The sequence below is a fragment of the Streptomyces sp. XM4193 genome (genome assembly GCF_023072595.1).
GTDB lineage: Bacteria > Actinomycetota > Actinomycetes > Streptomycetales > Streptomycetaceae > Streptomyces.
On the sequence record NZ_JALLGK010000002.1, the window covers coordinates 36,636 to 50,445 of the forward strand.

Annotated in this window: 12 protein-coding genes and 2 tRNA genes; 8 read left to right on the plus strand and 6 right to left on the minus strand. The window is 70.5% G+C overall.

The genetic code is table 11. The features are described 5' to 3' along the window. Nucleotides 1-273: 273 nt before the first annotated feature. Together tig and MTQ01_RS07425 are read right to left on the minus strand one after the other, a co-directional pair. Nucleotides 274-1,689 carry a trigger factor gene (gene tig, locus MTQ01_RS07420; RefSeq protein WP_247487883.1) on the minus strand — a complete coding sequence of 472 codons (1,416 nt, stop codon included), beginning with the start codon at nt 1,687-1,689 and terminating at the stop codon, nt 274-276. A gap of 157 nt (nt 1,690-1,846) precedes the next feature. Further along, nucleotides 1,847-1,923: transfer RNA gene (locus MTQ01_RS07425), tRNA-Pro, on the minus strand. A 129-nt stretch (nt 1,924-2,052) separates the two neighbouring features. On the opposite strand from MTQ01_RS07425, the gene MTQ01_RS07430 reads away from it, so the two are divergent. Continuing rightward, a tRNA-Gly gene (locus MTQ01_RS07430) sits at nt 2,053-2,126 on the plus strand. Nucleotides 2,127-2,553: 427 nt separating this feature from the next. On the opposite strand, the gene MTQ01_RS07435 is transcribed toward MTQ01_RS07430, so the two are convergent. Next, a complete protein-coding gene (locus MTQ01_RS07435; protein ID WP_247487884.1) occupies nt 2,554-2,748 on the minus strand; it encodes a hypothetical protein in 195 nt (64 codons plus the stop codon). Nucleotides 2,749-3,314: 566 nt separating this feature from the next. Between MTQ01_RS07435 and MTQ01_RS07440 the strand changes: the two genes are divergently transcribed. Beyond that, nucleotides 3,315-4,490, plus strand: a complete 1,176-nt coding sequence (locus MTQ01_RS07440) for an acyltransferase family protein (protein ID WP_247487886.1) — start codon at nt 3,315-3,317, stop codon at nt 4,488-4,490. A gap of 207 nt (nt 4,491-4,697) precedes the next feature. Here the strand turns inward: MTQ01_RS07440 and MTQ01_RS07445 are convergent, their stop codons facing one another. Then, nucleotides 4,698-5,852 carry a PP2C family protein-serine/threonine phosphatase gene (locus MTQ01_RS07445; RefSeq protein WP_247487888.1) on the minus strand — a complete coding sequence of 385 codons (1,155 nt, stop codon included), beginning with the start codon at nt 5,850-5,852 and terminating at the stop codon, nt 4,698-4,700. 112 nt (nt 5,853-5,964) lie between these two features. Here MTQ01_RS07445 and MTQ01_RS07450 point away from each other — a divergent pair, with 112 nt between their 5' ends. Beyond that, nucleotides 5,965-7,188, plus strand: coding sequence for a GNAT family N-acetyltransferase (locus MTQ01_RS07450; protein WP_247487891.1), 1,224 nt, complete (start codon nt 5,965-5,967; stop codon nt 7,186-7,188). A 64-nt stretch (nt 7,189-7,252) separates the two neighbouring features. Here the strand turns inward: MTQ01_RS07450 and MTQ01_RS07455 are convergent, their stop codons facing one another. Both MTQ01_RS07455 and MTQ01_RS07460 read right to left on the minus strand, forming a co-directional pair. Further along, a complete protein-coding gene (locus MTQ01_RS07455; protein WP_247487893.1) occupies nt 7,253-8,110 on the minus strand; it encodes a DNA-formamidopyrimidine glycosylase family protein in 858 nt (285 codons plus the stop codon). Between the two features lie 233 nt (nt 8,111-8,343). Continuing rightward, entirely contained in the window at nt 8,344-8,832 is a 489-nt protein-coding gene (locus MTQ01_RS07460; protein WP_247487895.1) for a ribose-5-phosphate isomerase, read from the minus strand. A 102-nt stretch (nt 8,833-8,934) separates the two neighbouring features. Here MTQ01_RS07460 and MTQ01_RS07465 point away from each other — a divergent pair, with 102 nt between their 5' ends. From MTQ01_RS07465 to mreC, 5 genes are all read left to right on the plus strand, one after another. Then, nucleotides 8,935-10,482 carry a folylpolyglutamate synthase/dihydrofolate synthase family protein gene (locus MTQ01_RS07465; RefSeq protein ID WP_374207645.1) on the plus strand — a complete coding sequence of 516 codons (1,548 nt, stop codon included), beginning with the start codon at nt 8,935-8,937 and terminating at the stop codon, nt 10,480-10,482. Then, nucleotides 10,482-10,817 (plus strand): DUF4233 domain-containing protein, encoded by a 336-nt coding sequence (locus MTQ01_RS07470; RefSeq protein WP_247487897.1) that lies wholly within the window; start codon nt 10,482-10,484, stop codon nt 10,815-10,817. Before MTQ01_RS07465 ends, MTQ01_RS07470 begins: the two co-directional genes overlap by 1 nt. Nucleotides 10,818-10,916: 99 nt before the next feature. Further along, entirely contained in the window at nt 10,917-11,330 is a 414-nt protein-coding gene (gene ndk / locus MTQ01_RS07475; RefSeq protein ID WP_247487899.1) for a nucleoside-diphosphate kinase, read from the plus strand. Between the two features lie 296 nt (nt 11,331-11,626). Continuing rightward, entirely contained in the window at nt 11,627-12,646 is a 1,020-nt protein-coding gene (locus MTQ01_RS07480; RefSeq protein ID WP_247489113.1) for a rod shape-determining protein, read from the plus strand. Nucleotides 12,647-12,811: 165 nt separating this feature from the next. After that, nucleotides 12,812-13,801, plus strand: coding sequence for a rod shape-determining protein MreC (gene mreC, locus MTQ01_RS07485; RefSeq protein ID WP_247487901.1), 990 nt, complete (start codon nt 12,812-12,814; stop codon nt 13,799-13,801). Nucleotides 13,802-13,810: the final 9 nt, after the last annotated feature.

Below are 13,810 nucleotides of genomic sequence, written 5' to 3' on the forward strand. Positions count from 1 at the left end.
GACAAGCTCCGGGAGGGACTCGCGGGCCTCGATCTCCGTTGTCCGACAGGGCACTTGCGGATGGAGTTGATCTGTACGTACCGCGGACCCTAACGGCCGACGGGCGGTACGTGGCGAGCACCCCGGGAACTGTTCGCTGTCAGCGCAGGGTGCGTTCGAGCTGGTGGGCCGGGTCCGGAGACCGGCGCGGCCCGAGCACGGGGCCGGTTCGGCCGCCGTACGCGAACGGGCCCGCACGCGTGATGACGTACGGGCCCGCCGACGATCGGTGGATCAGGCGTCGGACTTCTTGTCGTCCGCCTTCTCCGCGTCCTTGGACTCGGCGCCCTCGGACTCGGCGGCGGCGTCCGCCTCGGCGGCGCCCTCCTCCTCGTCCTCCTCGTCGTCGAGGTCGACGAGCTCACCATTGGTGTCCTTGACGGTGGCGGACTCCACGACCAGCGCCAGAGCCTTGCCGCGGGCGACCTCGCCCACCAGCATCGGCACCTGGCCGCCCTCGACGACCGCCTGGGCGAACTGGTCCGGGCTCATGCCCGAGGACTGCGCACGCCGCATCAGGTGCTCGGTGAGCTCTTCCTGGTTGACGTTGAGCTTCTCGCGGGAGACCAGCTCGTCGAGGATGAATTGGGTCCGGATGCCCTTCTCCGCCTGCTCCTTGAGCTCGGCGTCGAACTCCTCCTCGGTCTTGTCCTGCATCTGCAGGTAGGTGGCGAGGTCCATGCCCATCTGGCCCAGCTGGTGGTTGACCAGGTTGTGCTTGCGGGTCTGGATCTCGTCCTCGAGGAGCTTCTCGGGGATCGGCACCTCGGTCAGCTCGATGAGCTTCTCCAGGACGCTCTCCTGGGCCTTGGTGGCCTGCTCGTACTTCTTGGACTGCTCCAGCCGCTTGCGGCTGTCCTCGCGCAGCTCGGCGATGGTGTCGAACTCGCTCGCCAGCTGGGCGAAGTCGTCGTCCAGCTCGGGCAGTTCGCGGGAGGAGACGGTGTTGACCTTGACCGAGACCTCGGCCTCCTTGCCGGCGGCGGAGCCGCCCTTCAGCTCGGAGGTGAAGGTGGCGGACTCGTCGGCGGACAGACCCTTGACGGCCTCGTCGATGCCCTCCAGCAGCTCGCCGGAGCCGATGGTGTAGTCGATGCCCTCGGCCACGCCGTCGGCGAGCACCTCGCCGTCGACCTTGGCCTCCAGGTCGACCTTGACCACGTCGCCCTCGGCGGCGGCGCGCTCCACGACGCTGGTGGTGGCGAAGCGCTCACGCAGCTGCTCGACGGCCTCGTCGACATCCGCGTCGCTGACCTCGGCGGCCTCGACCTCGACCTCGATACCCGTGTAGTCCGGGATCTCCAGCTCGGGGCGAATGTCGACCTCGGCGGTGAAGGTCAGCTGCTCGTTGTCCTTCAGCTCGGTGATGTCGACCTCGGGCTGGCCGAGCGGGTTGAGCTCGCCCTCTTCGATCGCGCTCTGGTACAGCTTCGGCAGCGCGTCGTTGACGGCTTCCTCCAGCACGGCGCCACGGCCGAAGCGCTGGTCGATGACCCGCGCCGGAACCTTGCCCTTGCGGAAGCCGGGCACCTGGATCTGCTGGTTGATCTTCTTGTACGCCGCGTCGAGGCTGGCCTTGAGCTCCTCGAAGGGCACCTCGACAGTGAGCCGAACCCGGGTCGGGTTCAGGTTCTCCACGGCGCTCTTCACGGTCGGTCTCCTTGGGGCTGACATCTGGTTTGCTGGACGTTCACGACGTCCTCACGTGGTCGAACACCTGCAAGCGCTCGGGAGGGCATCGCAGCGGCCCCGTATGCGACTCGGACAGTGCGGACACGACACAGGCACGCGCGGCGTCAATAGTACGTGGTCGGGGTGGCCGGATTCGAACCGACGACCTTCCGCTCCCAAAGCGGACGCGCTACCAAGCTGCGCCACACCCCGTCAGTGCGAGAAGAAGCGTACATGCCGTACGATGCTGCTCGTGCCGCCAGGTGCGGGGCATATCGGCGCTCGGAGCTGGTCTATGATCAGCGGGCCGCGCCGCGTCCCGGACGCCGGATGAGGCGCATTGCGGGCGTAGCTCAATGGTAGAGCCCCAGTCTTCCAAACTGGCTACGCGGGTTCGATTCCCGTCGCCCGCTCCACGGACGGAAGGGTCCGGTCGGGGAGCTTGTGCTCCCGGGTCGGGCCCTTCCGTCGTTCGCCCACCCGGTCCTTGCCGGTCCGGCCCCGCTCGGCCCGGGCCGGGAGGCTTCCGTGCCCGGCGTGATGTGTCCGCCCTGAGGCTTTCGGTGCGGGCCGGGCGCCCGCCGCGGCTGTCCGCTGTTCCTGTCGGGGTCCGTCGATCCCGCGCGACCGTGCGCTTCCGTGCTCGTGTGCGCGGGTGCGTGCGCCCCCGGGCTGTCGGTTCCGGGCGCCATCGGCCGTCCGGGAGCCGCGAGTTGGGGCGAGGCGCTCAGAGGGGTCCGTCGGCGAACGGAGGCGGGGCGGGTCCGCCGCTGCCCCTCGTGCGACCTCTGAGCGCGACCGCGACCGCCGGAGGGGACGGCGGGGGAGCGGTGCGGCGCCGCCTCAGAAATTGATCTTGTTGATGGTCTCCGCCAGCGAGTCCATGAAGCGCTGGATCGTCGGGGCCATTCCGGTGGAGGCCAGGAAGAAGCCGAAGAGCGCGGCGACGAGTGCGGGCAGCGGCTTGATGGAACCGCTGCGAATCATCACGACGAGGATGATCGCGAGCAGCAGAACTACGGAGAGCGAAATGGCCACGGTTGATCACACCTTCGGTCGGAACGCCTCGCCACCGGCTGGACCTGACGGATACGACTGGTGGGCCCATCGTGCCACCAACTCCGAATCCGCCGCAGGGAGATGACGTCGAGTTCACCGACGGACCGACCTGCCCCGACGGTTCCCCGCGGTGTCGTCGGACGCACCGGCGGTTCCCCGCCCCGGTGCGGGAGTTGGGCCCTCGCCGTCGCCAACCCGCCCGTGCGGCCCGGGAATCGGGGCCGCGGCGACTCGCCGCGGAGCGTGCGCCCGCCGGTCGGGCGGTCGGCGCGCGCCCTCCGGCGGACCGACCACCGTGAGGATGTTCACAGGTGGCCGGTTCGGGTAGGTGCTCGTAGGCTCGGATCTGGACTCGGGAGCGGAAGAGCATCGACCTTATGGGGAGTTGATGTCCACCAAACGCAGCCCAACCCGGACACTCTCTGCGCTCTGCGCCGTCGAGGCGAGGACCGCGGACCTCTCGTGCGGAAGAAGTCAAGACGAGAAAACCCACCCGCGACAGGCAACCGGGCCGCGGGAATTTACGTCTGACAGGTTTCGCCACTATGGTGCGGCAGATGTTCCCAGCTGGTTATGAGCGAGCGCCCCTCCCCCCAGCTCGCCCCGACGGCCCGGTGACGGCGACCGCCGCGGAAGAATCCGCGAAGTCGCCGCAGAAGCCCGTGGAGCCGAAGGGAACGTCCAGGGCGAAGGCGCGAGATCCCTGGTTCGACAACGCCAAGTACATGACGATCGTGCTGGTGGGCATAGGTCACGCCTGGGAGCCGCTGCGCAACGACAGCCGCACCGCAGAGGCGCTGTACTTCGTCCTCTACACCTTCCACATGCCGGCCTTCATCATCATCTCCGGCTATCTCTCGCGCACCTTCGAGGGGCGCCCGGGCCAGCTGAAGCGGCTGATCACCGGTATCGCCGTGCCGTACCTCGTCTTCGAGATCGCGTACACCTTCTTCATGCGCTGGGCGGACGACCCCGAGCGGCCGTTCACCCTGCTCAGCCCCGGCTACGCACTGTGGTTCCTGGTCGCGCTCTTCATCTGGCGGCTGACCGCGCCCTTCTGGAAGGTGCTGCGCTGGCCCGTGCCGATCGCGCTGGGCATCGCGGCGCTCGCCACCACCGGCCCCGGCGTCGGCGGTGAGCTGAACCTCCAGCGGGTGCTCCAGTTCCTGCCGTTCTTCGTCCTCGGACTCCGGCTGCGCCCGGAGCACTTCGAACAGCTGCGGCGACGCGGCGCCCGGCTCGCGACGCTGCCGGTCTTCGCCGTCGCGCTCTTCTTCGCCTACTGGGCCGTTCCGCGGATGAACAAGGAGTGGTTCCTGCGGAACAACGCGGCCCAGGAGCTCGGGGTGCCCTGGTGGGTGGGCCCGGTGATGACGCTCGCACTGTTCGGGTGCGCGCTGGTGCTGACCGCCTGCTTCTACGCCTGGATCCCGCACCGCCACACCTGGTTCACGGTGCTGGGGGCCGGCACGATCTGCGCCTATCTGCTGCACGTCTACCCGATCCAGATGTCCCGGCTCTTCGACTGGTACGACCTGCCCTGGGTCGACTCGCCGCTCGGCCGGATCGTGGTCACGGTGCTCGCGGCCACCATGATGACCGTCCTGTGCGCGCCCCTGGTGGTACGGGTCTTCCGCTTCGTGATGGAGCCCAAGATGACCTGGGCGTTCCGCACCGACGCGGTGGACCAGGCGCGCAAGCGCCAGCAGGCCGGCAAGTAGCCCGGACCGGCGCGAGCCGGCAGCTGACGCGGGGCTTGCACGCCGACGCACGGGCCCGCACAACACCTGCGGGCCCGTGCGCACGAGCCGCGCCCTGCCCGTACGAGCCGCATGTGCCGTCGGCGGCGCCCGGCCGGCGCCCGTACGGCGTGCGGAGAGCCCGGCCGGCGTGCCGCGGGGAGGGCAGCGGCGCCCGGGGCCGGACGCTCAGCTGCGGGTGATGAGGAGCAGCGCCCGGTCGTCGTTGACGTCTTTGGCGACCTTCTCGATGAGGTGCCAGGCGGCGCCGCGGAACCGGGTGGCGACGTACCCCTCGGCCGCTCCGCTGAGTCGGTCGATCCCGTCGGCCAGCTCGCGGTCCGAGGTCTCCACCAGGCCGTCGGTGAAGAGCATCAGCACGTCCCCGCGGTCGAGGCGGCCCTTGACCGGGTGGAACTCGACGCCCTCGTACACCCCGAGCAGCGCGCCGTCCGCCTCCTTCTGCTCCCACTTGCCGCTTCCGCCGCACAGCTGGAGCGCGGGCAGATGACCGGCCGAGAACAGCTCGTAGTCCCCGGTGTCGAGGTCCAGGACGAGGTGGACGGAGGTCGCGAAGCCCTCCTCCCAGTCCTGGCGCAGCAGATACGCGTTGGCCGCGGGCAGGAAGGAGTGCGGCGCCAGCGAACCGAGCAGTCCGCCGAAGGCGCCCGACAGGAGCAGCGCGCGCGAGCCGGCGTCCATGCCCTTCCCGGACACGTCGGTGAGCACCACTTCCAGGGTGCGCCGGTTCGGACCCGTGCGGGCCGCGACCACGAAGTCGCCGGAGAAGGACTGCCCGCCGGCCGGGCGCAGCGACATCTCGCGGTGCCAGCCCTTGGGCAGCAGCGGCAACTTGCTCTGCACCCGCAGCCGTTCGCGGAGGTCGAAGAGCATGGTGCCGCCGCCGGTCCACGGCACACCGACGCGCATCCTGAACTGTGCGATGAGCAGTCCCACGAGGCCGACCGCGAAGACCACCAGCACGGTGCCGGGAGTGACCCGCCCGGCACCGGCGCCGTAGTGCCCCAGAACGAGGGCCTCCACGGTCAGCGCGGCGGCGGCAGCGGCGTAGACGAGCGTCATGCTGAACGGGCGCAGCAGCAGCCCGCCCGCGATCAGCGGCAGGACCAGTGCCTCGGGAGCGGCCCAGATCGGCTGGCTCAGCGTCGCCCACGCCAGGGCGGGAACGCTGAGCAGCAGCACGGTCAGGACAACCCAGTCCGACCCGTGGCCGCGGAAGTAGTCGACTCCCGTGCGGCGCAGTTGCGTACGGACCCGGTGCACGGACTTGTGCAGTCGGCGCGCCCGGGTCGCGGAGGGTGTGCTACCCGTACGACCTGCCATGTTCCAGGACCTTAGTCGGGTGGGACAGGGCCCGTCGATTCCCAACGTCACACCGGGCCAACCCTGTTCGAAACCGATCGCATGCGTCCGGGTTGCCTGGTACCTATGGAGTATGACGCCGGAATTGAGGTTGCTGAAGCCCGTCGAGTGGAGTTCCTGGCACCGCACGCTGGCGCGGGCGTTCGCGACCTCGGAGTCGGAGGGGATCGACCTCTGGCGCCCGGTGACGGAGTTCGACCGCGCGCTGTGCGCATGGGACGGGCCCGACCTGGTCGGCACCTCCAACAGCTACTCGCTGCGCACCACGGTGCCCGGCGGAGCCTCGGTGCCCACCGGGGGCCTGAGCATGGTCAGCGTCGCGCCCACCCACCGCCGCCGCGGGCTGCTGCGGGACATGCTGCGGTGGCAGCTGGACGACACCCGCCGCCGCGGCGAACCGCTGGCGGCCCTGACCGCGTCCGAGCCCGGCATCTACGGCCGTTTCGGCTACGGACTGGCAAGTCACTGGCTCACGGTGTCCGTCGACACCGGACGGGTCCGCGTCGCGGTGCCCCCGGAGGCGGCCGGTCTGCGACTGCGACTGGTGGATCCGACCGAGGCGCTCGCCGAGTGCGAGGCGGTGTACGCCCGTGCGCTGCCCACTCGCCCGGGCCGGCTGGAGCGCAGCGAGGAGTGGGCCCGCATCCAGCTCCACGATCCGCCGGGGGAGCGGGCGGGCGGCACCGAGCTGCAGTGCGTCCTGGCCGAGCGGGACGGACGCACGGTCGGATACGCCCGCTACTCGGTCCAGGGCCACTGGGTCCACTCCAACGCCGAGGGCCGGGTGAGAGTGCGGGAGTTGGAGGCCGACGACGCCGCGACCGGTGCCGCGCTCTGGCAGCACCTCGCCGGGATCGACCTGACCTCGGAGGTCACCGCCGACAAGCGCCCGCCGGACGACCCGGTCGCCCATCTGGTCTCGGACGTGCGACGGGCCCGGCTGAGGCTGCGGGACAGCCTCTTCGTGCGTCCGGTGGAGCTCGGGCCGGCGCTCGCCGCCCGTACCTACCAGCTGCCGCTGGACACGGTGTTGCAGGTCACGGACGACTTCTGCCCCTGGAACACCGGTCGTTGGCGGCTCAGCGGCGACTCCGCCGGGGCGGTCTGCGAGCGCACCGAGGACGCCGCCGAACTCTCCCTGTCCGTCGTCGAGTTGGGCGCGGCCTATCTCGGCGGCACATCACTGCGCTCGCTGGCCGACGCCGGGCGGGTGCAGGAGCTGCGTGCCGGCGCGCTCGACCCGGTCTCGGTCGCCTTCGGCGCCGCCCGTGCACCTTTCCTGCCGCACGGCTTCTGAGCGTGCGGTGTCCCTGCGACGGGCCCCGGCCCGGTCCCGGCCGCAGCGGGCCGGCGGTCGGCGCTCAGCCGGCGGGCGGCTGGCAGCGCGGACACCAGAAGAGGTTCCGGGCGCCGAGTTCCGCCGTGCGCACGGGAGTTGAGCAAACCAGGCACGGCAGGCCGGTGCGGCGGTACACATAGACCTCGCCGCCGTGGTCGTCCACGCGCGGTGGGCGCCCCATCGCCTCGGGGGTGTGCTCGGGCCGTACGGTGTCGATGCGGTTCTCCCGAACCCCGATCCGCATCAGGTCCACCAGGTCCGCCCACAGCGCGTCCCACTCGTGCCGCCGAAGGGTGCGGCCGGCGCGGTAGGGGTCGACGCCGTGCCGGAACAGCACCTCGGCGCGGTAGACGTTGCCGACCCCGGCCAGCACCTTCTGGTCCAGCAGCAGCGCGGCTATCGACGTACGGCTGCGCGAGAGCCGCTCCCAGGCACGGGAGCCGTCCGCGTCCCCGCGCAACGGATCGGGGCCCAGCCGGTCGCCGGCAGCCCGCTTCTCGGCGTCCGTGACCAGCGCGCAGCGCGTCGGCCCGCGCAGGTCGGCGTACGCCCCGGAGCCCACCAGCCGCAGCCGTACGGTGTCGGCCGGCTCGGGCACGGGCGGCACACCGAAGTCGAGCCGGCCGAACAGTCCCAGATGGATGTGGACCCAGTCCGCCACCGGCGCCGGTTCGGTGGTGGATCCGGAGGAGTCCCGGGAGCCGGAGAAGCCGAGGAAGAGGTGCTTGCCGACGGCCTCGGCGGTCTCCAGCGTCCGGCCGTCCAGCAGCGCCGCGGACTCGGCGAACCTGCCCTGCGGGCTGGAGACCTCCAGCCGCTCCCCGCGGAAGCGCTCGCGGTGATCGGCGGCAAGTCGGTGAATCGTGTGGCCCTCGGGCACGCTGCTCCCTCTCCCGGCGCTCTCCGACACTCAGCCCCGCAGCGGCCCCAACCGCCGCAACGGCCCCAACTGCCCGTAGCGCCCGGGCCCGTACGGCGACCCGCGCCGCCCCCGCGACCCGCTGCGAACGCAGGGGCGCCGGGTGCCGGAAGCCGTGCGCCGGCCCGTACCGCCCGGGGCGGAGCGAAGTCGGGCGGAGTCGGGCGCCCGGTGCGCGGGCCCGCGGACCGGGGTCAGTCCTGCTGCGGGTGGTTCGCCGGGATGGGCGGCAGCTCGCCGGTCACCTCGTAGTCCGAGAGCATCCCGATCCGGCGTGCGTGGCGCTCCTCGCCGGTGAACGGAGTGGACAGGAAGATCTCCAGGAAGCGCTCGACCTCGGCCTCGCTGTGCATCCGGCCGCCGACGCTGAGCACGTTGGCGTCGTTGTGCTCCTTGCCCAGCGCTGCCGTCTGCTCGCTCCAGGCCAGGATGGCCCGTACGCCCTTGACCTTGTTCGCGGCGATCTGTTCGCCGTTCCCGGAACCGCCGATCACGACGCCCAGGCTCTCCTTGTCCGCCGCGGTGCGCTCGGCCGCGCGGAGGCAGAAGGGCGGGTAGTCGTCGACCGCGTCGTAGATGTGCGGGCCGCAGTCGACCGGGTCGTGGCCGTGGGCCCTGAGCCACTCCACGAGGTGGTTCTTCAGTTCGTAACCGGCGTGATCGGAGCCGAGGTAGACGCGCATGCGACGAGTGTGGCACGCGTCGGAGGGCGGGCCGTCCCGGGGTCCGCGGCGAGGACCGGGGAGGGGGCGGAGCCCGGGGGCGCCCTCCGTAGACTGGCCGGTGTGAGCGACAGCCCCAGCACCCCCGGACCAGCCGACCCCGACCCCGAGCCGGAGGACTTCGGCGGACTCGACGGTTTCGAGGAGATCGTCGGCGAGGAGACCAGCCGTGACCCCGACCTGGCGGTCATCGAGGCGGGCAGCCGGACCCTGCGCACACAGGCGGGGCCGCCCCGCGGCGACGGTGTTCCCTCCCGCCCGACCGACCCGGAGGTGGACCGGGCGCTGCGAGAGGTCGAGGCCGATCTGATCGGCCGCTGGCCCGAAACCAGGATCGACCCGTCGCTCGACCGGATGACCGCGCTGATGGACGTGCTCGGCGAGCCGCAGCGCGCGTACCCCACGGTCCACATCACCGGCACCAACGGCAAGACCACCACCGCGCGCATGATCGAGGCGCTGTTCGGCGCGTTCGAGCTGCGCGCCGGCCGGTACAGCAGTCCGCACGTGCAGTCGATCACCGAGCGCATCAGCGTGGACGGCGAGCCGCTGTCGGCCGAGAAGTTCATCGAGACCTGGCAGGACCTCAAGCCGTTCGTGGACCTCGTCGACCAGCAGCAGGGCCACCGGCTCTCCTTCTTCGAGGCGATGACGGGCATGGCGTACGCCGCCTTCGCCGACGCGCCGGTGGAGGTCGGCGTCGTCGAGGTCGGGATGGGCGGCACCTGGGACGCGACCAACGTCGTCGACGCCCAGGTCGCGGTGGTCACTCCGATCTCGCTCGACCACACCGACCGACTCGGCGACACCGCGGAGAAGATCGCCGTGGAGAAGGCCGGGATCATCAAGCAGGGCGCCACCGTGGTGCTCTCCCAACAGCCGGTCGAGGCCGCCTCGGTGCTGCTGAAGAAGGCCGTCGAGGTGGACGCCACGGTCGCCAGGGAGGGCATGGAGTTCGGTGTCGTCAGCCGGGAGATCGCGGTGGGCGGCCAGTTGCTGACGCTGCGCGGGCTCGGCGGTGAGTACCCGGACGTCTTCCTGCCGCTGCACGGTGCCCACATGGCGCACAACGCCGCCGTGGCGCTCGCCGCCGTCGAGGCGTTCTTCGGCATCGGCTCGGTCCACGACCGGACCCTCGATCTGGAGGTGGTGCGCGGCGCGTTCGCGGCGGTCACCTCGCCCGGGCGGCTGGAGCTGGTGCGGGCCAGCCCGTCGGTGCTGCTGGACGCCGCCCACAACCCGGCCGGCGCGCAGGCGACGGCGGCGGCGGTCACCGAGGCGTTCGGCTTCAGCAGGCTGATCGGTGTCGTCGGGCCGAGCGGCAACAAGGACGTGCGCGGACTGCTGGAGGCGTTGGAGCCGCTGTTCGCGGAGATCGTCGTCACCCGCAACACCACCCCGCGCGCGATGGACGTCGACGAACTCGCCGCACTCGCCGTCGAGGTCTACGGCGAGGAACGCGTACGCGTGGAACCGCGGTTGGACGACGCGCTGGAGGCCGCGATCACCCTCGCGGAGGAGGAGGACGAGTACGCCGGCGCCGGAGTGCTGGTCACCGGTTCGGTGATCACGGTCGGCGAGGCGCGGATGCTGCTGGGGAGGGAGGGCTGATGCGGACTCTGTGCGCGTCGACCCTGATCGGCGAGTTCATGGTCATCGGCTTCGCCGGCCTGGTGGCCATGCAGCTCAGCGACTTCTCGGCGACCACCGTCTGGATCGTCAGCGGTACGGCGATGCTGTGCTGCCTGCTGCTGTGCGGCATGATCGGGCGACGCGGCGGCATCGAGCTCGGCTGGGTGCTGCAGGGCGCGCTGATCCTCTCGGGTTTCGTGATCCCGACGATGTTCTTCCTCGGTGCGTCCTTCGCCGGTCTGTGGTGGGCCTCGATCCACTTCGGCCGTCAGATCGACGAGGCGAAGGCCAGGTTCGCGGCGCAGGAGCAGTGACGGTGCCTCGGCCTGCGCCCCGGCCCGTGCACCGGCCGGGGCGCAGGCCCCTGTAGCCTCGGCGCGTCGTTCCACTCTTTCGGTCTAGGAGAACATCGCATGAGCCAGCGCACCCTTGTCCTGCTCAAGCCCGACACGGTCCGCCGTGGGCTGATCGGCGAGATCATCGGCCGTCTGGAGAGCAAGGCGGGTTGGCAGATCACCGCGCTGGAGCTGCGCACCCTGGACCGTCCCACCCTGGAGCAGCACTACGCCGAGCACGAGGGTCGGCCGTTCTACGAGCCGCTGGTCGAGTTCATGGCCTCCGGCCCCTCCGTCGCGCTGATCGTCGAGGGAGAGCGCGTCATCGAGGGCGTACGCGCTCTGGCCGGGCCCACCGACCCGATCCAGGCCGCGCCCGGCTCCATCCGGGGGGATTTCGGTTCGATCGTCCGCGAGAACCTGATCCACGCCTCGGACTCCGAGGAATCGGCCGAACGCGAGATCAAGATTTTCTTTTCCGCCGGGAAGTGACGACGACTCAGCCGTGAAGGCGTGCTACGACGTGGGGGCGAACGGGGAAACCTGTTCGCCCCCACGTGTGCAGATGAACGTTGCGGGAACGAATCACCCGGACACGACGTCCATGGAGAAGGAGCCCGTGAATGTTCGGCTGACAATGGCGGTGGACCCTCGCATCGTCTTCGTTCGAACGCGACTACCATGGAGGCTTCTCAGGTCGGACTCTCCGCGACCTCCGGCACAACCTGCCCTCCTCCCCACCCCACCGCTTCTGCTGGAAGGCCAGACGTATCCTCATGGCGAACAACATGTCGTTCATCGGCCGTGACATGGCTGTCGACCTCGGGACCGCCAACACGCTGGTGTACGTCAGAGGTCGTGGCATCGTCCTCAACGAGCCGTCGGTCGTCGCCATCAACACGAACACCGGGGGCATTCTCGCGGTGGGCGCCGAGGCCAAGAAGATGATCGGCCGCACCCCGGGCAACATCGTGGCGGTGCGACCGCTCAAGGACGGCGTCATCGCCGACTTCGAGATCACCGAGCGGATGCTGCGCTACTTCATCCTGAAGATCCACAAGCGCCGCTACCTCGCACGCCCCCGCGTCGTCGTCTGCGTTCCGTCCGGCATCACGGGCGTCGAACGCAGGGCGGTCATCGAGGCGTCGACCCAGGCCGGCGCCCGCCAGGTGCACATCATCGAGGAGCCCATGGCCGCGGCCATCGGTTCCGGTCTGCCGGTCCACGAGGCCACCGGCAACATGGTGGTCGACATCGGCGGCGGCACCACCGAGGTCGCGGTCATCTCCCTGGGCGGCATCGTCACGGCGCAGTCCATCCGGGTCGCGGGCGACGAGCTGGACAACGCGATCATCCAGCACATCAAGAAGGAGTACAGCCTCCTCCTCGGGGAGCGCAGCGCCGAGAGCATCAAGATCACGATCGGCAGCGCGTACGACCTCGAGGACGACGAGCACACCGAGATCCGGGGCCGCGACCTGGTGACCGGCCTGCCCAAGACCGTCGTCATCTCCGCCTCGGAGGTGCGCAAGGCGATCGAGGAGCCGGTCAACTCCATCGTGGACGCGGTGAAGACGACCCTCGACAAGTGCCCGCCCGAGCTCTCCGGCGACATCATGGACCGCGGCATCGTTCTCACCGGCGGCGGTGCGCTGCTGCGCGGTCTGGACGAGCGACTGCGTCAGGAGACCGGCATGCCGATCCACATCGCGGAGGACCCGCTGGACTCCGTGGCGCTCGGCTCGGGCAAGTGCGTCGAGGAGTTCGAGGCGCTGCAGCAGGTCCTGGACTCGCAGCCGCGCAGATAGTCCCGCACGGTCCAACGCCACGCGGCCGGACTCCGGTTCGCAGCCGCCGGCGGTGTGGTCGACCTAGGCTTCTGACCGTCCGACAAATCTGAATCGCCACGAACCGTCCGGTGCCGACCGCCAGTCCGGCGTCCGGACGGACAAGGGAAGGTACGGCCGTCACACGTGAGGGACACACGAGAGAGCCGGCTTCTGCTCGTACTGCTGGTGGCAATCGCGTTCGCGCTGATCACGGTGGACATCCGCAGCGGTGACCAGTCGCCGCTCGACAGCGCCCGGCGCGGGGCGGCGACCGTCTTCGGTCCTGTCCAGGACGGTGTCGCCGGAGCGGTCGACCCGGTCGGCAACGCGGTGTCCGCGGTGCGGGATTCGGGCAAGCGGCACGACCGGATCTCCGCCCTCGAGCGCGAGAACGCCGAGCTGAAGCACCAGCTCGGCTCCGACGACCGCAACCGTGCCCGTGCCCGCGAGCTCGACAAGCTGCTCAAGACCGCGGCCTCCGGGCAGTACGGAGTCAAGGGCGCCCAGGTCATCTCGATCGGGGCCGCCCAGGGCTTCTCCTGGACGATCACCATCGACGCGGGCAGCCGCGACGGCATCAAGAAGGACATGACCGTCCTCAACGGAGACGGTCTGGTCGGCCGGATCACCACGGTGGGCCCCGGCACCTCGACCGTGCTGCTCGCCACCGACCCCGACTTCACCGTCGGCACCCGGCTGGAGAAGAGCAGCGAGCTCGGTTTCGCCAACGGGCGCGGCGACAACTGGCTGACGGTGCAGCTCCTCAACGCCAAGGCCAAGGTGAAGAAGGGCGACCGCATGGTCACCTTCGGCTCCAGCAACGACAGACCCTTCGTGCCGGGCGTCCCGGTCGGAGAGGTCATGCAGGTCACCCCGTTCGACGGCGACCTGACGCGCACGGTCCGGGTGAAGCCGTACGCGGGATTCAGCAAGCTCGACATCGTCGGCGTCGTCATGGAGGGCCCGCGCAAGGACCCGCGCGACACCGTGCTGCCCGACCCGCCGAAGAAGAAGCCCACCCCGACGGTCACCGTCACGGTGACACCCGGCGCGGAGGACGAGGACGGCGAGCCGCCGGCCGACGACGGGTCCGAGAACGCGGGCCCGGGCCCGGACGACGGACAAGGGGACTGACCGATGCCG

Bases quoted from the DNA above. Each gene is read 5' to 3' on its own strand.
- MTQ01_RS07440 (WP_247487886.1), top strand. From the start codon at position 3,315: ATGGTGCGGCAGATGTTCCCAGCTGGTTATGAGCGAGCGCCCCTCCCC.
- MTQ01_RS07445 (WP_247487888.1), bottom strand. From the start codon at position 5,852: ATGGCAGGTCGTACGGGTAGCACACCCTCCGCGACCCGGGCGCGCCGA.
- MTQ01_RS07450 (WP_247487891.1), top strand. From the start codon at position 5,965: ATGACGCCGGAATTGAGGTTGCTGAAGCCCGTCGAGTGGAGTTCCTGG.
- MTQ01_RS07460 (WP_247487895.1), bottom strand. From the start codon at position 8,832: ATGCGCGTCTACCTCGGCTCCGATCACGCCGGTTACGAACTGAAGAAC.
- MTQ01_RS07470 (WP_247487897.1), top strand. From the start codon at position 10,482: ATGCGGACTCTGTGCGCGTCGACCCTGATCGGCGAGTTCATGGTCATC.
- ndk (WP_247487899.1), top strand. From the start codon at position 10,917: ATGAGCCAGCGCACCCTTGTCCTGCTCAAGCCCGACACGGTCCGCCGT.
- MTQ01_RS07480 (WP_247489113.1), top strand. From the start codon at position 11,627: ATGTCGTTCATCGGCCGTGACATGGCTGTCGACCTCGGGACCGCCAAC.